Source organism: Pseudomonas sp. D8002, assembly GCF_013385695.1.
GTDB lineage: Bacteria > Pseudomonadota > Gammaproteobacteria > Pseudomonadales > Pseudomonadaceae > Aquipseudomonas.
The window spans coordinates 1-19,857 of the sequence record NZ_JACAPM010000068.1 but is presented as its reverse complement, the minus strand read 5'-3'; the positions used below and the strand labels follow the sequence as shown (position 1 = coordinate 19,857).

Here is a 19,857-nt window from a genome sequence, read left to right as displayed (position 1 = left end):
GCCGGTAGGCCGCTGTAAGAGCAGAACCGTCAGCGGCCGTTACCGCAGCAACGGATATGTACGCAACCCCGGCACGCTAAATCGACAACCCCTTGAAGTGCTCCTGCAAAAACTCCACACACGCCCGCAACTTCCCGGAGTAGGCCAGCCGCGTCGGGTACACCGCCCACACGTTGGCGCTCTGGGTGTAGTCGTGCAGCACCTGCACCAGTTTCCCTTGCTCCAGCAGCGGCTTCACATCCCACATCGAACGCAGCAACACGCCGCGCCCGTCCAGGGCCCATTGCAAAACGATCTCGCCGTTATTCGACGACAACGGCCCGCGCACGCGCACGCTGTCCTGCACGCCATCGCGCTCCAGGTGCCAGATGCCAAACGCGTTGTCGCGCTCCTTGAGCACCAGGCAGTCGTGCTGTTCCAGGTCGCTCAAGTGCTGCGGCACACCACGCCGTTCGAGGTAGGCGGGCGCCGCACACAGCACCCGCCGGTTACTCACCAGCCGGCGACCGATGTGTTGCCCGGGGATGTCGTCGCCCACGCGAATCTCCAGGTCGAAACCCTCGCTGACGATATCGACCACCCGGTCGAACAGGTCCAGGCGAATCTCCAGGTCCGGGTATTGTTCGGCCAATAGCGACAAGGCCGGTGCCACATGGTTACGACCGAAACCGAAGCTGCTGCACAAATGCAGGTGGCCGCGCGGGCTGTCGTGGGCGTCGGAAAGCTCGTCGGACAACTGCTGGAAGTCTTCGAGAATCCGCACGGCCCAGCGCTGCACGCGCTCACCGTCTTCGGTCAGGGCGATACGGCGGCTGGTGCGGTGCAGCAGGCGGGTGGCGAGGGTGGTTTCGAGAATTTGGATACGCTTGCTGACGTAGGCCGGGGACAAACCCAGCTCGTCGGCAGCCGCAGCAAAGCCGGCCTTGCGGATCACGGTCAGGAATACCCGCAGGTCTTCAGGTAGGGGCACGGTATCTTTCTTGTTGTTCATCAGAAACAGGCATGGCGGCATGAACCGCCAGAATAGCACCGGTATGGCGAAGGAGTTTCTGTGGCAAGGGAGCTTGCTGTGGCAAGGGAGCTTGCTCCCGCTGGAGTGCGTAGCGCTCCCAAAGATCTTGGGGGCCGCTGCGCAGCCCAGCGGGAGCAAGCTCCCTCGCCACAGGGGATTGGTGTTTAAGGGTTACTCGGCGGCGATCTTCGCCTGGGCGGCGGCCCGTGCATGGCGGCCGTGCTTGAGGGCGATGGGCGCCATTTTCTCGCGATCCAGTTCACCTTCCCAGGCCGCCACCACCAGCGCCGCCACGGCATTGCCGATGATGTTGGTCAGTGAGCGGCATTCAGCCATGAACCGGTCCACACCCAGGATCAGCACCATCGCCGCCACCGGCACCGTCGGCACCACCGCGAGGCTGGCGGCCAGCGCGACAAAACCTGCGCCCACCACCGCACCGGCGCCTTTTGAGGTAAGCATCGCCACCGCCAGCAGGGTCAGTTGTTGCTCCAGCGTCAGGTCGATATTGGTCGCCTGGGCCAGGAACAGCACCGCCAGGGTCATATAGATGTTGGTGCCGTCCAGGTTGAAGGTGTAGCCGGTGGGCACCACGATCCCCACCACGCCTTTGGACGCGCCAAGGCTTTCAAGTTTCTGGATCAGTTGCGGCAGCGCAGATTCGGAGGAGCTGGTGCCCAGCACGATCAACAGTTCAGCCTTGATGTAGGTCAGCAGCTTGAAGATGCTGAACCCCACATACCGGGCGATGCTGCCCAGCACCACGGCGACGAAGAAAAACGCGGTGACGTAGAACGTACCCACCAGTTTCAACAGCGGCAGCAGCGAGCCCAGGCCGTATTTGCCGATGGTGAAGGCGATGGCCCCGAAGGCCCCGATCGGCGCGACGCGGCTGATCATCCCGACGATGCGGAAGAACACTTCGCTGGCCTGGTTGATCACGCCAACCAGGGGCCGGCCCTTCTCGCCGATCATCACCAGCCCGAGGCCAAACAGCACCGACACAAACAGTACCGGGAGGATTTCGCCTTTGGAGAAGGCGTCGAAGAAGGTAGTGGGGATCACATGCATCAGGAACCCGGTGACGCCTTCGCCGTGTTCGGCCTGGCCGACAAAACCGGCGATGGCGGAGGTATCGAGGGTCTTCACGTCGATATTGAAACCCACGCCAGGGTGCAGCAGGTGCGCGGCGAGGATGCCGATTACCAGGGCGATGCTGGAGACGATCTCAAAGTACAGCAGCGCCTTGCCGCCGACGCGGCCCACCTGCTTCACGTCGTGCATGCTGGTGATGCCGGAGACCACGGTGCAGAAGATGATCGGGCCGATGATCATCTTGATCAGCTTGATAAACCCGTCGCCCAACGGCTTGAGGTCGATGCCCACCTGAGGCCAGTGGTTGCCGATCAACACGCCCAGCACAATGGCGATGATCACCTGCACATACAGGGTTCCCAGCAGTTTTCTGACTGTCATTTTTATTATCTCGAGACGTTTTTTGGGCAAGCAGATCCCGTCGCAGGCTGTTTCAAGCCTGCGGGGCGGGATCGGTCAGGTCAGCGGTTCATAAAGGCTCAGCGAAGGAAGGTCAGGACTTCGCCGAGCAGCACTTCAGGGATTTCTTCTGCGATGTAGTGGCCGGCCGGCAGGGCCTTGCCACGTACGTCGGTCGCGACTTTCTGCCATTCCTTGAGGGGTTCGAAGCAGCGCCCGACGGTGCCTTCGGCGCCCCACATCACCAGCAGCGGCAACTCCAGGTGGTTGCCCTTGTCGATATCGGCGCGGTCGTGCTCAAGGTCGATGCCGGCGGCGGCGCGATAGTCCTCGCAGATCCCGGTGGCGGTGCCCGGCAGTTTCAGGCAACGCAGGTATTCGGCGAAGGCTTCATCGGTGAACGGCTTGAGCCCGGCACTGCGGCTGCCCATGACGCTGCGCAGGTAGAGTTCCGGGTTGCCTTCAATCAGGCTCTCGGGCAACGGCGCCGGGCGGATCAGGAAGAACCAGTGCCAGTAGGCGCGGGCAAAGGCTTCGTCGGTCTGGGCGTACATGGACAGGGTTGGTGCGATGTCCAGCAGCACCATGCGCTGCACGGCCTTGGGGTGGTCCAGGGCCAGGCGATGGGCGACGCGGGCGCCACGGTCGTGGGCCAGCACCGAGAACTCGTCGAAGCCCAGGGCTCTCATCAGCTCGACGCCGTCGCGGGCCATTTCACGTTTTGAATAATTGGTGTGATGGTCAATGGCGGCGGGCTTGCTGCTGTCGCCATAACCGCGCAGGTCGGCGGCGACCACGGTGAAGTGTTCGGCCAGTTGCTCGGCGACCTTGTGCCAGATGACGTGGGTCTGCGGGTGCCCGTGCAGCAGGAGCAGGCCGGGACCCGCGCCGCCTTTGCGGTAGCTGATGTCCACACCGTTGACGTGGCGCTGGTCTTTTTGGAATCCGGCGAACATGGAATGACTCCTTGTGATGATTGCTTGCATCCTGAAATCACACGGCGCCCGGGGCAAGGGGGAAAGCGTGGAGGGGTTGTTCATGAAGTGTGTTGAAGCCCGATCTTTCAGGCAGTGCAGGTCAACGGTGGGAGCTGGCTTGCCTGCGATGCAGGCAACTCGGTGTATCAGTCGCACCGAGGTGATGCCATCCCAGGCAAGCCAGTTCCTACCGTTGGGTTGTGTCGCCCAGGTGACTTCATCCTTGCTTGAACAACGCCTCGGCCCGCTGGCGAACTTGCGCCTCGGTCAAGTCCTCCTTGCGCGTGGCCAGGAACCACACATGCCCGAAGGGGTCTTTCAGCGTCCCGGAACGGTCACCGTAAAACTGATCCTTGGGTTCTGAAATCGCCGTGCCGCCGGCCTTGATGGCCTGGGCGAACTGTTGGTCGACATCTTGCACATAGAGATGCAGGCAAACGCTGGGGTGTTCTTTTCCCGGGCTGCCGAACGACATTTCGCCACAGGGCGAGGCCATCATGATCGCCGAATCGCCAATGCGCAGTTCGGCATGGCCGATCTTGCCGTCGGGCATGTCCAGGCGCATGACTTCGGTGGCACCAAAGGCTCGTTTGTAGAATTCGATGGCTTCAGCGGCTTTGTCGATGCCCAGGTACGGCGTGATGCTGTGGTAGCCCTCGGGAATGGGTTTGACGCTCATATCGTTCTCCTTGATGGTGGTAGTGGAGGGACGGCTTTTTCACTATAGGCCACGTGCGCCGTGGCTTGCGGGCAGCCGACGAGGTGTTGCCCAGGCAACAGCAAACCGGCAGTTTGCTGCGCCAAGGGCGGTCTGCCGCGCGTATATCGGGAGCAAACCCTTGTGTTTGAAGGCCAGGCGCCTCAGGCACAGAAGCTGCAATGCCTCTGGCAAACCATTCGCCCGAGAGCGTTGTATGTCTGTACTGCCTGTATCTGCCGATTACCCGATTCACACGCCCCACGCCGAGTTGATCCGCGACGAGGCCCACGCACTTGCGGTTGCCCACCGAGTTGCTGCCGTGTTGCTGGAGCAGGACGCCGAGCGCGATCGCACCCGCCAGGTGCCCGCGGAGGTCGTCGACCTGTATTCCAACAGCGGCCTGTGGGGCATCAGCGTGCCCCGCGAGTTTGGTGGTGCCCAGGTGTCCTACGCAGTGTTGGCCCAGGTGATTGCGATTATCTCGGCGGCTGACCCTTCGCTGGGGCAAATCCCGCAGAACCATTACTGCCTGCTGGAAGATATCCGGCTGCAAGGCACGCCCGAGCAGCAGGCGTACTTTTTTGGCCTGGCGCTGGAAGGGCATCGGTTTGCCAATGCGCTGTCGGAAACCGGCGGCAAGAACGTCCAGGACATCCAGGCGACCATTCGCCGGCAAGGCGATGGCTATGTGATCAACGGTCGCAAGGGTTATTGCACCGGTTCGCTGTATGCCCACTGGCTGGCGGTGCTGGCGCTGGATGAACAGCAGAATGCGCAATTGGCGTTCGTGCCGCGCGGCACCGCAGGCCTGGTGGTGGTCGACGACTGGGACAGCATGGGCCAACGCACCACCTCCAGCGGCACGGTGCTGGCCGAAGGCTTGAAGGTGCCGGCGTTCAATCTGTTTCCTACCCATCGCTCCTACGATTCGCCGACCCTGGCCGGGCCTTTCGCTCAATTGACCACCGCCGCCATCGATGCCGGCATCGCCCGTGCCGCGTTGCGTGACACGGTGCAGTTCGTCCGGCAATTCGCCCGTCCATGGATCGATGCCGGGGTGGAAAAAGCCAGTGAAGACCCGCTGACTATCATCCAGGTCGGCGCGCTGGATATTCGCCTGGAAGCGGCGGAAGCCTTGCTGGAGCGGGCCGGCAAGGCCCTGGACGCCGCGCGCCCGGCACCCGATGAAGACAACGTTGCCCACGCCTCCCTGGCTGTCGCGCGAGCCAAGGTACTGACCACTGAAATTGCCATTGAAGCCAGCAACAAGCTCTTCGAACTCGGCGGCACCCGCTCCACCCTGAAGAAGCACAACTTCGACCGTCACTGGCGCAATGCACGGGTGCATACCCTGCATGACCCGGTGCGCTGGAAGTATCACGTGGTGGGCAACTGGCTGCTCAACGGCGCCAAGCCACCGCGTCACGATTGGTCTTGACCCATGGCCGAGCTGTTTAAAAACATCTATTGGGCCGACATCGGCCAAGCCTGCCTGGAAACCCTGAGCATGCTCAGCGCGGCCCTGGGTTTTACCGTGCTGCTGGGGTTGCCGCTGGGGGTGCTGTTGTTCCTCACCGGCAAGCGCCAGTTGCACGAAACCCTGGTGGTGTATCGGGCGCTGTCGGTGGTGGTCAACGTGCTGCGCTCGCTGCCGTTCATCATCCTGCTGATTGTGCTGATCCCGGTGACCACCTTGCTGGTGGGCACCTCCCTGGGCGTGGCCGGCACGATTCCGCCGTTGGTGGTGGGCTGTACGCCGTTCTTTGCGCGGCTGGTGGAAACCGCCTTGCGCGAAGTCGACCGTGGCGTGGTGGAGGCCACTCAATCCATGGGCGCCAGCACCTGGCAGGTGATCCGCCACACGCTGTTGCCGGAAGCCCGGGGCGGGCTGCTGGCAGCGGTCACTGTCACCGCGATTGTGCTGGTGGACTACACCGCCATGGCCGGGGTGATCGGTGGCGGTGGCCTGGGCGACCTGGCTATCCGCTACGGCTATCAGCGTTTCCAGACCGACGTGATGGTGGTCACCGTGTTGCTGCTGTTGGTGCTGGTGCAGGCCCTGCAGATGACCGGTGACCGTTTGGTGGCGCGTTACAGCCGCCGTTGATTCCTATAACTAATGCCTTCGGAGCAACCATGAAAAAATCCCTGGCCATCTTGGCCGCTGTCTTGTCCTTCAATGCCTTTGCCAACGAGACGCTGGTCGTCGGCGCCACGCCCGTGCCTCACGCCGAGATCCTCGAGTTCGTAAAGCCGGTGCTGGCCAAGGAAGGCGTGGACCTGCAAATCAAGGTCTTCACCGATTTCATCCAGCCCAACCAGCAACTGGCGCTGAAGAACATCGACGCCAACTACTACCAGTACCGGCCATTCCTGGATGACTACAACAAGACCCGGAATACCAACCTGGTGCCGGTGGTCGGTGTGCACATCGAGCCTTTCGGTGCGTACTCGACCAAGATCAAAAATATCTCGGAGTTGAAAGACGGCGCGACAGTGTCGATCCCCAACGACCCGGTCAACACTGGCCGCGCCTTGGTGCTGCTGGACGAAGCCGGCCTGATCAAGCTCAAGGATCCGAGCAACACCCTGGCCACGCCGCGGGATATCGTTGAAAACCCCAAGCACCTGAAAATTCGTGAACTGGAAGGTGCGTTGCTGGCCCGCTCGGTGAGCCAGGTGGACCTGGCGTTCGTGTTTGCCAACTACGCCCTGGAAGCGGGGATCGACACCAACAGCGCGTTGATCGTCGAGAAGGGCAAGAGCCTGTATGTGGAGTACCTGGTCGCGCGCCCGGACAACATCAATGACCCTGGCATCCAGAAACTGGCCAAGGCGTTGAACTCCGATGAAGTGCGCCAGTTCATCCTGACCCGCTATAAAGGCCAGATTGCCCCGGGATTCTAAGTCTGACGGCGATCAAAATGTGGGAGCGGGCTTGTGTGGGAGCGGGCTTGCTCGCGAAGGCGGTGGATCAGCCACTGCATCTGGCGACTGACACCCCGCTTTCGCGAGCAAGCCCGCTCCCACATTGATCGAGTTTTACCCCGCCATTATGTGGACGGCTCCAAGAGTTGTGCCCCAGGCCCGCGATCACCCAGTACGTCGTCGTGATTGCGCAACGGGCACGCCTCCAGCGACAGGCACCCGCAGCCAATACAGCCGTTGAGTTTATCCCGCAGCAACATCAGTTTTTCGATGCGCTGGTCCAGGTCCTCACGCCATAGCGCAGACAGGCGCTCCCAATCGGCAGCGTTGGGCGTGCGGCCATCGGGCAAGGTTTGCAGCGCGTCATGGATCGTCGCCAGGGGAATGCCCAAACGCTGGGCAATCTTGATCACCACCACCCGGCGCAACACATCCCGCGGATAGCGCCGCTGGTTGCCGGCGTTGCGGTGGCTCTTGATCAACCCCTTGGTTTCATAAAAGTGCAGCGCGGTAACCGCCACGCCACTGCGGGCTGCCAATTGGCCGACGGTGAGTTCTTTGGTGACCATGAAAAAGCCCTTGACCTTGACTTAACTAGAGGTTTTACCCTGCGTGGCATCGAATCGCAAGATTGTGCCTACAGTGAGAGGGGAATGTTCATGCAGGTATTAGAGAAGAGTCTGAGTTTTACCCAGATGGTCGAATTCCACATCGAGCCTCAGCAGCAATCCGCGTTGGTAGCGGCCCTGTCATCCCAGAGCGAGCGCCTGGCCCAGGGCCATGGCGGCTTCATCAATGCCAGCGTGCAGGTCAGCGATGATGGACGCCGGGTGCTCAGCTACCTGCAATGGCGCTCCCGCGAGGAGGGGGAAGCGGCCTTCAAGTGTTTTGAGCACGGTGAGGAAGATTTCTGGACGCTGATCCGCGCCCACCAGGCCACGGCGGTGACCTTCGGTTCGTTCCAGGTGCTGCGCAGCATCGAGCGCAGCCATGACAACGCTCTGCACTGCCGCCTAAATTGACAGGTGCAGCATGCGCTCGCCCTGTACGTTTTCGCCGGGGCGTCGCTTGTTCACCGCCAGCTCGCCGATCTTGATCAAACGGGTACGGGTCACGTTGCGGCTCAGGCCCAGCAGGTTGGCGGTGTGCACCTGGTTGTAATGGCTGAAGCGGTAGGCGGCGCGCAGCAGCGCATCCTCGACCTTTTCATGCAGGGCCCCGGCCTGTTCCTCGAAGAGCTTTTGAAAGGCGCGTTCCAGCAGGGCTTCGGCGCTGTTGTCGGTGCCGTGCTGGCTGTCGTCCTGACGCTCGATGCGCATGTTCGACAGGCGCAGGTCGTCGCGCTCGATCACCCCGTTGCGGCAGATCAGCAGGGTGTGGTGGATCACGTTTTCCAGCTCGCGGATGTTGCCCGGCCAGCTGTAGCTTTTGAGCTTTTGCTCGGCCTCGCGGCTGATGGTGATCGGGCCGTAACCCAGGCGCTGGCTGTAGGCTTCGATGAAATGCCGGGTCAGTGGCAGGATGTCACCGGGCCGATCCCGCAGGGGGCTGAGTTCGAGGCTGACCACGTCTAGGCGGTAGTACAGGTCTTCGCGGAAATGCCCGGCATTGATGGCTTTCTCCAACTGAACGTTGGTGGCCGCCAATACCCGCACGTCGATGGGAATGCTTTTGCGTGAGCCCAGGCGCACCACTTCGCGTTCCTGCAGTACCCGTAGCAGCTTGACCTGGATCGCCATCGGCAAGTCACCGATTTCATCGAGGAACAAGGTGCCGCCGTCCGCCTCTTCGAACCAGCCGGCCTTGGCACTGAGGGCGCCGGTGAAGGCGCCTTTTTCATGGCCGAACAGCTCGGCTTCCACCAGGGATTCGGAAAACGCGCCGCAGTTCACGGCCACGAAGGGCCGGTTGCGCCGGGCGCTGAGGTTGTGGATATGGCGCGCCACCAGCTCTTTACCGGTGCCGGTTTCGCCGATGATCAACACGCTGGCTTCGCTGGGCGCGACTTGCTGGATGTGCGCCAGCAGCGCCTGGGATTTGGGGTCTTCGAAGACCTGGGCCGTGGCGCGGATCGAGGTCGCAAGAGCGGGCGAGGGCGGTAAGGTTAAAAGCTGCATGGGCACCTCTTCTAGGAGTAGAACGTGGGAATCGGCAGGGACTGGTTCAACGCCCAGTCCCCCAGTTCGTGGAGCTTGTAGTCCACCGGGTCGTGCAAGGTTTGCGTGCGCAGGTTGCGCCAGTGCCGGTCCAGGCGCAGCGAGGCGTGGGTGGAGCGCGCGCCGGTGACTTCGAACAGGCGGCTGCACAGCTCCAGGCCGTTGCGGGTGGCAGCGACCTTGGCCGTGGCGATGGCGATGGCCAGCTCGCCGCGCTCGCTTTCACTGAGGCTCGGGCCCTTGGCCCAGGCCTGGTCCAGCAGTTCGGCGGCGCGTTCTACCAGCAGGCGCACGCCTTCCAGCGCGACCCAGAATTCGCCGTAGTGGTTGAGCACGTACGGGTCCTGGCGAATGTCCTGCACCGTGGATTTATGCCAGGGCCGGGTTTCGGTCAGGGTGTAATTCCGGGCTTCGGCAAACGCGCCTTCGGCGATGCCGAGGAACATGTGGGTGAAGGTCAGTTGAGCGATCAGCGGGCGCAGGCAGGCGAAGGGCGTACTCAGCGGGCCGGGATCGAGGAGCAATTCCGACTCTTCCACGCGTACCCGTTCGAAGCTGGCGCTGCCGCTGTCGGTCTGGCGCTGGCCGATGTTGTTCCAGTCATTGTGCAGGGTGATGCCACTGCGCCCGCTGGGGATGGCCGCGATCAGCAGCTTGCCGCCGGCGCTTTCATCCACCGCCGAGGCGATCAGCATTTCCGAGTCGCTGGCTCCGGAGCAAAAGCTCTTCTTGCCGGAGAATTCGCGCCAGCCGTTGTAGGCTTTGACCACCGTGCGCGTGTCCAGCGGGTTGAGGGCGTTGCCCCAGAACCAGTTCTTGCGCGCGGTTTGTTCGAACCAGGGTTGCCATTGCTCCGGGCGTGAGAACAGGCGAACGGTGGCGAGCATCAGGTGATGAAAACCGAAGACGTGGGCGATGGAGCTGTCGACCTTGGCGAATTCGCGCACGATCTCCAGGGTTTCGCTCCAGCGGGCGCCGAGGCCGCCGTACTGGGTGGGAATGCTCAGGGCCAGCAAGCCGCTTTGGCGCAGGGCGTCACGTTCGGTCTTCGGTGTGCCGCCGCGCTCGTCGCGTTCGACGGCAGTGAGGGCAAATTCGGCGGCCAGCAGTTTGGCGGTCTGCAAGGGTGAGGGCAGGACGCTGTTGGGTTTGGCTGTCACGCGGTATTCCTCATGGTGTGCCGGGGCGTGCCCCGGCAGACGGCAGGTCAGGCCTTGGCTTTTGCCGGCAGGACGTCGTTGGCAATCATTTCGCCGAACGGCCCGGTGAGGTTGGTGACGCCGCGCCCGGCCAGGCTGGCGTAGGGTTCCGGCAGCAGCGGGAACACCAGTTCGGCAAAGCGATACGCCTCTTCCAGGTGCGGGTAGCCGGAGAAGATGAAGCTTTCGATGCCCAGGTCCGCGTATTCCTTGATGCGCTCGGCGACTTGCTGAGGGTTGCCCACCAGGGCCGTGCCCGCGCCGCCACGTACCAGGCCGACGCCGGCCCACAGGTTGGGGGCGATCTCAAGGTTGTCGCGGCGCCCGTCGTGCAGGGCGGCCATGCGCCGCTGGCCTTCGGAGTCAAAGCGCGAGAAGGATTTTTGCGCGGCGGCGATGGTCTCGTCGCTGATGTGCTCGATCAGTTTGGCCGCGGCTTTCCAGGCGTCTTCTTCGGTTTCGCGCACGATCACATGCAGGCGAATCCCGAATTTGACGGTGCGCCCGTGGCGGGCGGCGCGCTCACGCACGTCGGCGAGTTTCTCGGCGACGGCGGCCGGTGGTTCGCCCCAGGTCAGGTACACGTCGACTTGTTCGGCGGCGAGGTCGTGGGCAGCGTCCGAGGAACCGCCGAAGTACAGCGGTGGATATGGCTTCTGCACCGGTGGGTAAAGTGCCTTGGCGTTCTGCACGCGCAGGTGTTTGCCTTCGAAATCCACCGATTCGCCTTGCAGCACGCGGCGCCAGATCTTGAGGAATTCGTCGGTCACTTCGTAGCGTTCGCTGTGATCGAGGAAGCTGCCGTCGCCGCGGTTTTCGTCGGGGTCGCCGCCGGTCACCACGTTGATCAACAGGCGGCCATTGGACAGCCGGTCGAGGGTGGCGGCCATGCGGGCCGAGACGGTTGGCGAGATGATCCCCGGACGAATCGCCACCAGGTAACGCAGGCGTTCGGTCAACGGCACCAGCGCCGAGGCAATCACCCAGGAGTCTTCGCAGGAGCGGCCGGTGGGAATCAGCACGCCGTGGTAGCCGAGGTTGTCGGCGGCCTGGGCGACTTGTTTCAAATAGTTGAGGGTGACCGGGCGAGCGCCCTGGGTGGTGCCCAGGTAGTGGCCGTCACCGTGTGTAGGCAGAAACCAGAAAACATCCATGACAAATCCTTAAGCGATTTTCAGCAGAGAGGTGGGATGCGCGGCAAACAACGGCGCGGCGCGTTCTGCAGCAAGGCGAATGCGGGCCTTCAAGGGCTCACTGGTTATGTGGTAATCGGTGAAGTCGGCCTCGGTGGCGTACACGCCAATGGGCAAGGTCAGGGCCTGGAAGAAACTGAACAGCGGGCGCAACTGGTGATCGAGTACCAGGGCGTGGCGTTCGCTGCCGCCGGTGGCCGCCAGCAACACCGGGGTGTTGATCAGGGCGTTGAGGTCGACCAGGTCGAACAGGTGCTTGAGCAGGCCGGGGTAGGAGCCGCGATACACCGGGGCGGCAACGATCAGCAGGTCGGCCTGTTCGATGGCCTGCAGTTGCGCTTCGACGTCGGCGGGCAATTCCTGGCGGGACAGTGCGCCGCCCAGCGGCCGGGCAATGTCGCCCAGTTCGATCAGGGTGGCCTGGATCGGCAATTGGTCGGCCAGTTCGGCCAGCACCGCCTGGGTCAACACCAGGGTGCGGGACGGACGCCAGGTTCCGCCGGAGAGGGCAACGACATTCAGTGGACGGGTCATCAACAGTTCCTTTTTCAACAGTGGCTCAGGGCAAGAGCAGTAGCAGGGCTTGAGCAAGAGCTGTACCAAGCTGTGCAGCCCTTGACTGGCGTGGCCTCTGTGCCAGGTGTTGGAAAATGGTGGTGTTGTCTGCCTGGTGTTTTGTTGAATGACTGTTGCCTGGGCAACAGTTGCCAGGCGAACAGTGGCGTGAGTGTTGAGGCCATTTATAGAGGGTTGTGTTTATTCCGTAAATGAACGTATTTCCATATTTATAGATCTACATGGAATATAAGGCGCGACTATCAGAAGTGTCGCAAAGGTTGATAGCGACTATCACGGCTGATGATTTTTCACCGTGCAGGTGCGGGAGTAGCCTGTACTCATTGACTTCAGCCCGTTTCGCAGGACCTTCGCCATGAACCGTTTTCTCGCCATTTCCGTATTGCTTGTCACCTCAGTCCTTGCCGGTTGTGCGACACATTCGTCGCCCGAACTGCGTGGCTACTCGGCCGAGGAGAGCAAGGAACTGGCGCTTGAAGCCCTGAGCCGTCGAGGCCTGTCATTTGATGAATACCAACAGAAGAAAGCCGAACTGACCGGCCGGCCACAGAACACCTTCGGTTTCGACCGTCAGGGTGAGATGAATGCCGAGCGCAGCATGACGCTGCACGGTCGCCCCAGTTGAGTCAGTGGCGAGGTCTGAAAAGCCCGAGGTTTCCCACAGGAACCTCGGGCTTTTTGTTTGCCATCCGTTTCCCGGAGCCTGTTAAGCTGAATTTCAGGAGCGTTCCTACGCACTTTTAAATAAAGTGGTCTTCCTTTAACGGCACGGGATCAGGTAAACCATCTTCCTTCCTGATTGCGGCCCCTGAGACGTTGTTCTCGGGAACCTGCTCTGCGAGTCTTTAACGTCATGAATAAACGTCCGCTGTATTTCGACTACGCCGCCACCACGCCGGTGGATGAGCGGGTCATCCAGGTGATGGTTGAGTGTCTGGGCTTCAATGCCAACTTCGGCAACCCTGCGTCCAGTTCCCACGCGTTCGGCCAACAGGCCCGGCAAACGGTTGAGCAGGCACGGGGCCAGGTGGCTGAGTTGGTCGGCGCCGAGCCGGCACAGATTGTCTGGACCTCCGGTGCCACCGAGTCCAACAACCTCGCCATCAAGGGCGTTGCCCAGGCGCGCGGCGTGGCCGGCGGGCACATCATCACCAGCCAGATTGAACACAAGGCCACGCTCGACACCGCTCGCCAGTTGCAGGAAGCCGGGGTTGCCGTGACGTACCTGGTGCCGGACTCCGAGGGTTTGATCAGTGTCGAGGCGGTGAGCGAAGCATTGCGTGAGGACACCTTCCTGGTGTCGCTGATGCTGGTGAACAACGAGCTGGGCACTCTTAACGATATCCGGGCGATTGGCGCACGCGTGCGCGAGCATGGCGCGCTGTTTCACGTGGATGCGGCGCAGGGCGCAGGCAAGGTCGAGATTGACCTGGCCGAATGGCCAGTGGACCTCATGTCATTTTCCGCACACAAACTCTATGGTCCCAAGGGTATCGGCGCGTTGTACGTCGGCCCACGTGCGCAGCAGAAAGTGCTGGCGCAGATTCACGGCGGTGGCCATGAAGGTGGTTTGCGTTCGGGCACCCTGGCAACTCACCAGATTGCCGGCATGGGCACCGCGTTTGCCCTGGCGGCAGCGTCCTTTGCTGAAGAAAAGGCGACCATCGTTGCCTTGCGCGAGCGCCTGCTGGAACAGCTGAATACAATTGCCGGGGTGCGCCTCAATGGCAGCCTTACCCAACGCATTCCCCACACCCTGAGCCTGACGTTCAGCGAAGGCGAGTTCAATTCCGCCGCCTTGAGCGCGGGCATTGCCTTCTCGGCCACTTCGGCCTGCAATTCGGCGAGCAATGCACCGTCCCATGTGCTTCTGGCGCTGGGCCATGATGCCCGCAGCGCAGGTCGCACCATTCGCTTGAGCCTCGGGCGGTTTACCACCGAGCAGGATATCGATCAGGCGGTACAGCTGATCAAGGCGGCACTGGCCAGCGCACCGGCGTTCTGGGCCGTTTGACCCCATAACAATTATTAGTGGTTAGCAGGAGACACGATGAGCACACAGCCTTTGACCCATGGAACGGTTCCCCAGCGCCTGGCGCACACCCGCGAACTGATGAGCCGCGAGGGCATTCATGCCCTGTTGGTGCCGTCGGCGGACCCGCACTTGTCCGAATACCTGCCGGGTTACTGGCAGGGGCGCCAGTGGTTGTCGGGTTTCCATGGGTCGGTGGGCACGCTGATTGTTACTGCGGATTTTGCCGGTGTATGGGCTGACAGCCGCTATTGGGAACAGGCGACCAAGGAACTCAAGGGCAGCGGCATCGAGTTGGTCAAGCTGCAACCCGGCCAGCCCGGGCCGCTGGAATGGCTCGCGGAGCAGACGCCGGAAGGCGGCGTGGTGGCCGTTGATGGTGCGGTCATGGCCGTGGCCTCGGCGCGCACCCTGGGCAGCAAGCTGGAGGCACGTGGTGCACGCTTGCGCACGGATATCGACTTGTTGAATGAAGTCTGGCAAGACCGTCCAACCTTGCCGAACCAACCGATCTATCAACATCTGCCACCCCAGGCCACCGTCAGTCGTGGCGAGAAGCTCGCAGCCCTGCGTGCCAGCTTGACGGAAAAGGGGGCCGACTGGCATTTCATCGCGACCCTGGATGACATTGCCTGGCTCTTTAACCTGCGGGGCGGCGACGTTTCGTTCAACCCGGTGTTTGTCTCGTTTGCCTTGATCGGCCAGCAGCAGGCGACGCTGTTTGTGGCCCTGAGCAAAGTCGACGCCGAGCTTCGCGCGGTGCTGGAACAGGATGGCGTGACCCTGCGCGATTACAGCGAAGTCGCAGCGGCGTTGAAGGACATTCCTTCGGGCGCGAGTGTGCAGGTCGACCCGGCCCGGGTGACCGCCGGCTTGCTGGAAAACCTGGGCAGTGGCGTCACGCTGATCGAGGGGCTTAACCCGACCACCTTGGCCAAATCGCGCAAGAGCCTGGCGGACGCCGAGCACATTCGCCAGGCCATGGAGCAGGATGGCGCGGCCCTGTGTGAATTCTTCGCCTGGCTCGACAGCGCGTTGGGCCGTGAGCGCATCACCGAACTGACCATTGATGAGCACCTGACGGCAGCGCGTACCCGTCGTCCGGGTTATGTGTCGCTGAGCTTCAATACGATTGCCGCATTCAACGCCAATGGCGCGATGCCGCACTATCACGCGACTGAAGAAGAACACGCGCTGATCGAGGGCGATGGCTTGCTGCTGATCGACTCGGGTGGCCAATACCTGGGCGGCACGACCGATATCACGCGGATGGTGCCTATCGGGACGCCAAGCGAAGAGCAGAAGCGCGACTGCACGCGGGTGCTCAAAGGTGTGATTGCCTTGTCCCGCGCGCATTTCCCCAAGGGCATTCTTTCGCCGCTGCTGGATTCCATCGCCCGTGCGCCGATCTGGGCCGAGGGCGTGGACTACGGCCACGGTACCGGTCATGGCGTCGGCTATTTCCTCAATGTGCATGAAGGCCCGCAGGTGATCGCCTATCAAGCCGTCGCCGCACCGCAAACCGCGATGCAGGCCGGCATGATTACGTCCATCGAGCCCGGCACTTACCGGCCGGGCCGCTGGGGTGTGCGCATCGAGAACCTGGTGTTAAACCGTGAAGCGGGCAAGACCGAGTTTGGCGAGTTCCTCAAGTTCGAGACACTGACACTGTGTCCGATCGACACCCGTTGCCTGGAGCCGTTATTGCTGACGGTGGAGGAGCGCCAGTGGTTCAACGATTACCACGCACACGTCCGTGAGCGCCTGAGCCCGCTGCTCAGCGGTGCAGCGCTGGAGTGGTTGCAGGTGCGCACGGCTGCGATCTAGCCCAGCGCTTCGCGCACAAAGTCCAGGCGATCCTGGCCAAAGAACAACTGGTCGCCGACGAACATACTGGGGGCACCGAATACGCCACGCTGAATCGCGTGTTCGGTGTTGTCCTTGAGGGTTGTCTTGACTTCGTCATCGTTGGTCAGCGCCAGGACTGCTTCAGGATCAAAGCCGTGTTCGGTCAGCACTGCGGCTACCACAGACAGGTCTCCCAAGTGTCGGCCCTCGACCCAGAGTGCGTGGAACAGGCAGTCGATGAAGTCGAGAAAGCGTTCGGGCTGGCGCATTTGGACGCCGGTGACCGCACGCATCAGCATTAATGTGTTGATGGGAAAGTGCGGATTGAACTTGAGCGGAACGTGGTAGCGCTGGGCGTAGCGTGCCAGGTCCTGGAACATGTAGCGACCTTTGGCGGGAACGGTGGCCGGTGACGCATTGCCGGTGGCCTTGAACACCCCGCCCAGCAGCATTGGCTTGTAAATCAGCTGGGTGCCGGTTGCAGCGCACAGGCCTGGAAGTTGGGTATAGGCCAGATAGGTGGCAGGGCTGCCGACGTCGAAGAAAAATTCTACTGTTTTACTCATGCTGGATACTCGCAGTTTATTGTTATGGGGCGCGCTTACCAGGGTTCATTCCAGGGGCGCAGGTCCAGCTCGAAGGTCCAAGCGTCCCGGGGCTGGCTGTGCAGGTACCAATAGTTATCGGCGATGTGGTCCGGATTGAGAATGCCGTCCTGATCCTTGAGGGCGTATTTTTGCGGGAAGTTGTCGCGGATGAAGTCGGTGTCGATGGCGCCATCCACGACGACGTGGGCGACGTGGATATTCCGTGGGCCCAGTTCGCGAGCCATGCTTTGCGCCAGTGCACGGATCCCGTGTTTGGCTCCAGCGAACGCGGCAAAGCCGGCGGCGCCACGCAACCCGGCCGTGGCACCGGTAAACAGGATGGTGCCGCGGTTACGGGTGACCATGCGCTTGGCCACTTCCCGCGCGTTGAGGAAGCCTGAGAAACAGGCCATCTCCCAAATCTTGAAGTACTTGCGGGCGGTTTCTTCCAGGATGCTGCACGGCACATTGGCGCCGATGTTGAACACGAAGGCTTCGATGGGGCCCAGCTCGGTTTCAATCCGCTCGATCAGCGCGATAACGTCTTCTTCCTTGCGGGCATCGCAGGCAAAGCCATGCGCCTCGCCACCTGCTGCGTGGATGCTATCCACCAAGGGTTGCAGTTTATCGGCGCTGCGCCGGGTGACGCAGGCGACGTAACCCTCACGGGCGAAACGCTTGGCGATGGCACCACCTGTGGCATCGCCGGCACCCACTACCAGTACGATTTTCTTGTTGTTCGTCATGGGAGATCCTTTAGTAAACGATCGTTTGCCAAACGAACGTTATGCTACGATCCAGCAGGCGTCAAGCTGACAGCACAGTGGAGGAAGCGATGCGATATTCGGCTAGTCACAAGCAGCAAACCAGGGAAAAGCTTCTGGACAGCAGTGCGGCACTGGCGAAGAAAGAGGGTTTTGCCAGTGTCGGAGTGGATGGCTTGATGAAGGCCATTGGCTTGAGTGGCGGTGCGTTTTATAGCCACTTCGCTTCGAAGGATGAATTGTTCAGTTCGATTGTCGAGCGTGAATTGAGCCACAGCCTTGAGCGATTGAATGGCGACGGGGTGCAAAGCCGTGAGCGGCTGGATCGCTGTTTGAAGTTCTACCTGAGCATGGCCCATGTGGAGCAATCCGAAGCCGGATGTGCGTTGCCGAGCCTGGGGGCGGAGATTGCGCGATCTGATGTGGCCGTTCGTCAACAGGCGCAGGACTGGATTTGCCGATTGCAGGTGGGGTGGGCAGCAACACTGGGCAGCGAGGCCCTGGCGTGGTCGATTCTGTCGCAATGCATCGGCGCCCTGGTGGTGGCGCGGATGATGGTCGACCCGCAGGTGCAGGCACAGGTCCTGTCATCGAACTACGAGGTGCTCAGCCAGCAGCTGTCGAGGCTGTGAGGTCATCGACAGTTACTTGCAGATGACAATCATGCTTCGGCTTGTGTAGCCGGCGGGGTTAAGACCGAACGGGTAGTCGCCTGGGTCTTCGGCGTTGTCCCCCGACTTGGCGATGACTTTATAGCCTTTGGCGCCACACGAATTAGCTGCACTGGCGTAGCACTGGTCCCAGGAAGAGGACAGGCCTGAGCAGTTGATATGCAGGCCCTTCTTTCCCCGTTTTACTTCGGTCTTGGTGGTCGCGGCACAACCTGCGATTGCCACAATCATGAACAGCATCAAAATTCGCTTCATTACTATCCTTAATAGCCGCCTCGCTTAAGTGCACGAAGCTGGCTTTGCTCGCTCTCGAGTGTAGCGTTCATGATGTCCTTATCGAAAATCTCCATGAATGACACTGGGTTACGACCTAAACATGGCCTAATTGAGCGGCAAATGCCATAGCTACGTCAAATCCTGAATCAATCGGCTGGAACGAGTGGTTTTGATTCGTTACGCATGGTCAGGGTTGCACCCACCGAGGCCAGGATAATGCAGGTGATGGCCAGCCATTGCGCCAGGGACAAGTGCTCTTGAAGGAAAAACAGCCCGGACAGGGCGCCGAACGCGGGTTCGATACTCATCAGGGTTCCGAACGTGCGGGCTGGCAGGCGAGTCAGGGCGACCATCTCCAGGGTGTAGGGCAGGGCGGTGGATAAAACCGCGACACCAATGGCGATCGGGATCAGCGAGGGTGTGAGGAGTGCGGCGCCCGCGTGGACGATACCTATCGGTGCAACAAACAACGCTGCAATCATTACGCCGAGGGCCGCAGTCTGAACGCCATTGTCGGCGCCGGCCTTTTGGCCAAACAGAATGTAGAGTGCCCAGCACGCACCTGCGCCGAGTGCATAGGCGGCGCCTGTGAGGTCAATGCCGCTGCTGGCTTCGCCCACTGGGATCAATAGCAGAAGTCCGACAATCGCCAAGGCTATCCAGAGAAAGTCTACGGCGCGTCGCGAAGCGTAGATGGCGACTGCCAGTGGGCCGGTGAATTCGAGGGCTACTGCAATTCCCAGCGGAACGGTGCGCAGCGACATATAGAAGAGGAAGTTCATTCCCCCCAGCGCCATCCCGTAGACGATCACCGTCTGCAACGACTTGGCTGTCAGCTTGGCGCGCCATGGGCGTAAAAGGAGCAGCATGATCACACTGGCGAAAATCAGGCGCAGGGTGGTGGTGCCCTGGGCGCCCACGATGGGGAACATGCTTTTGGCGAGTGAGGCGCCTGATTGAATAGAGGCCATGGCAATGAGTAGCAGGCCGACCGGAAACAGTGTCGAAGCCAGGCTACGCGGGGAAGTGGTCATTGAGGGTATTCGTCCGAGGTCGTATTGAAAGAAACCGAGTGGCTATGATGCTTAACTGTTGAGCGTTGGGCAATATATTGCTCAATTAGTTAACGGTTCCTTCCTATATAGACGAATTCCGTGATTGTCGGGATGGATTGATAGAAAAGCTGAATTAAGGGTTGACGGCAGATTCTGGAAGTCTATAATTCGCCCCACTTCCGGCGCAGTCGAAACGGAAAACTCCTTGGTAAACAATGAGTTATGTAGGTTTCGACAGCGGGTTGCTTCAGATCATCGAAGCCCAGAAGGAGTTAGTAAGGCAGTGTTGTTTGGCCCTATTAACGGTTCGATCTTCTCGGTCGAAAGCGGAGAAAAAGAGGTGTTGACAGCAGCGTGTAACGCTGTAGAATTCGCCTCCCGCTAACGAG

21 protein-coding genes are annotated in these 19,857 nt (G+C 61.2%); 8 read left to right on the top strand and 13 right to left on the bottom strand.

From position 1 onward, the window contains the following. Positions 1–76: 76 nt before the first annotated feature. From HX807_RS30735 to HX807_RS30720, 4 genes are all read right to left on the bottom strand, one after another. On the bottom strand, positions 77–991 hold the full coding sequence (locus HX807_RS30735) for a LysR substrate-binding domain-containing protein (protein WP_173883068.1): 915 nt from the start codon (positions 989–991) through the stop codon (positions 77–79). 192 nt (positions 992–1,183) lie between these two features. Then, positions 1,184–2,488, bottom strand: coding sequence for a C4-dicarboxylate transporter DctA (gene dctA / locus HX807_RS30730; protein ID WP_134327058.1), 1,305 nt, complete (start codon positions 2,486–2,488; stop codon positions 1,184–1,186). A 98-nt stretch (positions 2,489–2,586) separates the two neighbouring features. Then, positions 2,587–3,462 carry an alpha/beta fold hydrolase gene (locus HX807_RS30725; protein WP_134327057.1) on the bottom strand — a complete coding sequence of 292 codons (876 nt, stop codon included), beginning with the start codon at positions 3,460–3,462 and terminating at the stop codon, positions 2,587–2,589. 238 nt (positions 3,463–3,700) lie between these two features. Further along, on the bottom strand, positions 3,701–4,162 hold the full coding sequence (locus HX807_RS30720) for a VOC family protein (RefSeq protein ID WP_003210114.1): 462 nt from the start codon (positions 4,160–4,162) through the stop codon (positions 3,701–3,703). 235 nt (positions 4,163–4,397) lie between these two features. Here HX807_RS30720 and HX807_RS30715 point away from each other — a divergent pair, with 235 nt between their 5' ends. The 3 genes from HX807_RS30715 to HX807_RS30705 are packed head-to-tail and all read left to right on the top strand — an operon-like array spanning position 4,398 to position 7,090. After that, the gene (locus HX807_RS30715) at positions 4,398–5,621 is read left to right on the top strand and encodes an SfnB family sulfur acquisition oxidoreductase (RefSeq protein ID WP_177052108.1); all 1,224 of its coding nucleotides are present in this window, start codon (positions 4,398–4,400) and stop codon (positions 5,619–5,621) included. Between the two features lie 3 nt (positions 5,622–5,624). Then, a complete protein-coding gene (locus HX807_RS30710) occupies positions 5,625–6,290 on the top strand; it encodes a methionine ABC transporter permease (protein ID WP_003210118.1) in 666 nt (221 codons plus the stop codon). A 29-nt stretch (positions 6,291–6,319) separates the two neighbouring features. Continuing rightward, positions 6,320–7,090, top strand: coding sequence for a MetQ/NlpA family ABC transporter substrate-binding protein (locus tag HX807_RS30705; protein ID WP_003210120.1), 771 nt, complete (start codon positions 6,320–6,322; stop codon positions 7,088–7,090). 146 nt (positions 7,091–7,236) lie between these two features. On the opposite strand, the gene soxR is transcribed toward HX807_RS30705, so the two are convergent. Next, positions 7,237–7,680: a redox-sensitive transcriptional activator SoxR gene (gene soxR / locus HX807_RS30700; protein ID WP_003210123.1), complete on the bottom strand. Its 444-nt coding sequence runs from the start codon at positions 7,678–7,680 to the stop codon at positions 7,237–7,239. 90 nt (positions 7,681–7,770) lie between these two features. Between soxR and HX807_RS30695 the strand changes: the two genes are divergently transcribed. Beyond that, positions 7,771–8,133 carry an antibiotic biosynthesis monooxygenase gene (locus HX807_RS30695; RefSeq protein WP_032898632.1) on the top strand — a complete coding sequence of 121 codons (363 nt, stop codon included), beginning with the start codon at positions 7,771–7,773 and terminating at the stop codon, positions 8,131–8,133. Here the strand turns inward: HX807_RS30695 and HX807_RS30690 are convergent. The 4 genes from HX807_RS30690 to msuE are packed head-to-tail and all read right to left on the bottom strand — an operon-like array spanning position 8,125 to position 12,193. Further along, complete coding sequence (locus HX807_RS30690) at positions 8,125–9,228, bottom strand: sigma-54-dependent Fis family transcriptional regulator (protein WP_003210127.1); 1,104 nt, start codon at positions 9,226–9,228, stop codon at positions 8,125–8,127. The two genes, HX807_RS30695 and HX807_RS30690, sit on opposite strands and share 9 nt — an antisense overlap. Positions 9,229–9,239: 11 nt before the next feature. After that, positions 9,240–10,427, bottom strand: coding sequence for an acyl-CoA dehydrogenase family protein (locus HX807_RS30685; protein WP_003210129.1), 1,188 nt, complete (start codon positions 10,425–10,427; stop codon positions 9,240–9,242). A gap of 47 nt (positions 10,428–10,474) precedes the next feature. Next, the gene (gene ssuD / locus HX807_RS30680; protein WP_003210130.1) at positions 10,475–11,620 is read right to left on the bottom strand and encodes an FMNH2-dependent alkanesulfonate monooxygenase; all 1,146 of its coding nucleotides are present in this window, start codon (positions 11,618–11,620) and stop codon (positions 10,475–10,477) included. A 9-nt stretch (positions 11,621–11,629) separates the two neighbouring features. Further along, positions 11,630–12,193 (bottom strand): FMN reductase, encoded by a 564-nt coding sequence (gene msuE / locus HX807_RS30675; protein ID WP_003210131.1) that lies wholly within the window; start codon positions 12,191–12,193, stop codon positions 11,630–11,632. Positions 12,194–12,590: 397 nt separating this feature from the next. Between msuE and HX807_RS30670 the strand changes: the two genes are divergently transcribed. From HX807_RS30670 to HX807_RS30660, 3 genes are all read left to right on the top strand, one after another. Then, the gene (locus HX807_RS30670) at positions 12,591–12,860 is read left to right on the top strand and encodes a hypothetical protein (protein WP_003210133.1); all 270 of its coding nucleotides are present in this window, start codon (positions 12,591–12,593) and stop codon (positions 12,858–12,860) included. Positions 12,861–13,088: 228 nt separating this feature from the next. Next, positions 13,089–14,249 (top strand): cysteine desulfurase family protein, encoded by a 1,161-nt coding sequence (locus tag HX807_RS30665; protein ID WP_177052106.1) that lies wholly within the window; start codon positions 13,089–13,091, stop codon positions 14,247–14,249. Positions 14,250–14,285: 36 nt separating this feature from the next. Continuing rightward, positions 14,286–16,094: an aminopeptidase P family protein gene (locus HX807_RS30660; RefSeq protein WP_087695275.1), complete on the top strand. Its 1,809-nt coding sequence runs from the start codon at positions 14,286–14,288 to the stop codon at positions 16,092–16,094. Here the strand turns inward: HX807_RS30660 and HX807_RS30655 are convergent. Then, positions 16,091–16,681, bottom strand: coding sequence for a 2-hydroxychromene-2-carboxylate isomerase (locus tag HX807_RS30655; RefSeq protein WP_177052104.1), 591 nt, complete (start codon positions 16,679–16,681; stop codon positions 16,091–16,093). The genes HX807_RS30660 and HX807_RS30655 overlap by 4 nt on opposite strands. A 35-nt stretch (positions 16,682–16,716) precedes the next feature. Next, complete coding sequence (locus HX807_RS30650; RefSeq protein ID WP_003210139.1) at positions 16,717–17,448, bottom strand: SDR family oxidoreductase; 732 nt, start codon at positions 17,446–17,448, stop codon at positions 16,717–16,719. A gap of 89 nt (positions 17,449–17,537) precedes the next feature. Between HX807_RS30650 and HX807_RS30645 the strand changes: the two genes are divergently transcribed. Further along, positions 17,538–18,098: a TetR/AcrR family transcriptional regulator gene (locus HX807_RS30645; protein ID WP_003210141.1), complete on the top strand. Its 561-nt coding sequence runs from the start codon at positions 17,538–17,540 to the stop codon at positions 18,096–18,098. 12 nt (positions 18,099–18,110) lie between these two features. Here HX807_RS30645 and HX807_RS30640 read toward each other — a convergent pair whose 3' ends face one another. Both HX807_RS30640 and rhtA read right to left on the bottom strand, forming a co-directional pair. Beyond that, on the bottom strand, positions 18,111–18,392 hold the full coding sequence (locus HX807_RS30640; protein WP_003210144.1) for a hypothetical protein: 282 nt from the start codon (positions 18,390–18,392) through the stop codon (positions 18,111–18,113). A gap of 167 nt (positions 18,393–18,559) precedes the next feature. After that, positions 18,560–19,447, bottom strand: a complete 888-nt coding sequence (gene rhtA / locus HX807_RS30635; protein WP_003210146.1) for a threonine/homoserine exporter RhtA — start codon at positions 19,445–19,447, stop codon at positions 18,560–18,562. Between the last annotated feature and the right edge of the window lie 410 nt (positions 19,448–19,857).

Excerpts from the sequence above, each read along its gene's own strand:
- HX807_RS30735 (WP_173883068.1), bottom strand. The coding sequence starts at position 991 with ATGAACAACAAGAAAGATACCGTGCCCCTACCTGAAGACCTGCGGGTA.
- dctA (WP_134327058.1), bottom strand. The coding sequence starts at position 2,488 with ATGACAGTCAGAAAACTGCTGGGAACCCTGTATGTGCAGGTGATCATC.
- HX807_RS30725 (WP_134327057.1), bottom strand. The coding sequence starts at position 3,462 with ATGTTCGCCGGATTCCAAAAAGACCAGCGCCACGTCAACGGTGTGGAC.
- HX807_RS30720 (WP_003210114.1), bottom strand. The coding sequence starts at position 4,162 with ATGAGCGTCAAACCCATTCCCGAGGGCTACCACAGCATCACGCCGTAC.
- HX807_RS30715 (WP_177052108.1), top strand. The coding sequence starts at position 4,398 with ATGTCTGTACTGCCTGTATCTGCCGATTACCCGATTCACACGCCCCAC.
- HX807_RS30710 (WP_003210118.1), top strand. The coding sequence starts at position 5,625 with ATGGCCGAGCTGTTTAAAAACATCTATTGGGCCGACATCGGCCAAGCC.
- HX807_RS30705 (WP_003210120.1), top strand. The coding sequence starts at position 6,320 with ATGAAAAAATCCCTGGCCATCTTGGCCGCTGTCTTGTCCTTCAATGCC.
- soxR (WP_003210123.1), bottom strand. The coding sequence starts at position 7,680 with ATGGTCACCAAAGAACTCACCGTCGGCCAATTGGCAGCCCGCAGTGGC.
- HX807_RS30695 (WP_032898632.1), top strand. The coding sequence starts at position 7,771 with ATGCAGGTATTAGAGAAGAGTCTGAGTTTTACCCAGATGGTCGAATTC.
- HX807_RS30690 (WP_003210127.1), bottom strand. The coding sequence starts at position 9,228 with ATGCAGCTTTTAACCTTACCGCCCTCGCCCGCTCTTGCGACCTCGATC.
- ssuD (WP_003210130.1), bottom strand. The coding sequence starts at position 11,620 with ATGGATGTTTTCTGGTTTCTGCCTACACACGGTGACGGCCACTACCTG.
- msuE (WP_003210131.1), bottom strand. The coding sequence starts at position 12,193 with ATGACCCGTCCACTGAATGTCGTTGCCCTCTCCGGCGGAACCTGGCGT.
- HX807_RS30670 (WP_003210133.1), top strand. The coding sequence starts at position 12,591 with ATGAACCGTTTTCTCGCCATTTCCGTATTGCTTGTCACCTCAGTCCTT.
- HX807_RS30665 (WP_177052106.1), top strand. The coding sequence starts at position 13,089 with ATGAATAAACGTCCGCTGTATTTCGACTACGCCGCCACCACGCCGGTG.
- HX807_RS30660 (WP_087695275.1), top strand. The coding sequence starts at position 14,286 with ATGAGCACACAGCCTTTGACCCATGGAACGGTTCCCCAGCGCCTGGCG.
- HX807_RS30655 (WP_177052104.1), bottom strand. The coding sequence starts at position 16,681 with ATGAGTAAAACAGTAGAATTTTTCTTCGACGTCGGCAGCCCTGCCACC.
- HX807_RS30650 (WP_003210139.1), bottom strand. The coding sequence starts at position 17,448 with ATGACGAACAACAAGAAAATCGTACTGGTAGTGGGTGCCGGCGATGCC.
- HX807_RS30645 (WP_003210141.1), top strand. The coding sequence starts at position 17,538 with ATGCGATATTCGGCTAGTCACAAGCAGCAAACCAGGGAAAAGCTTCTG.
- HX807_RS30640 (WP_003210144.1), bottom strand. The coding sequence starts at position 18,392 with ATGAAGCGAATTTTGATGCTGTTCATGATTGTGGCAATCGCAGGTTGT.
- rhtA (WP_003210146.1), bottom strand. The coding sequence starts at position 19,447 with ATGACCACTTCCCCGCGTAGCCTGGCTTCGACACTGTTTCCGGTCGGC.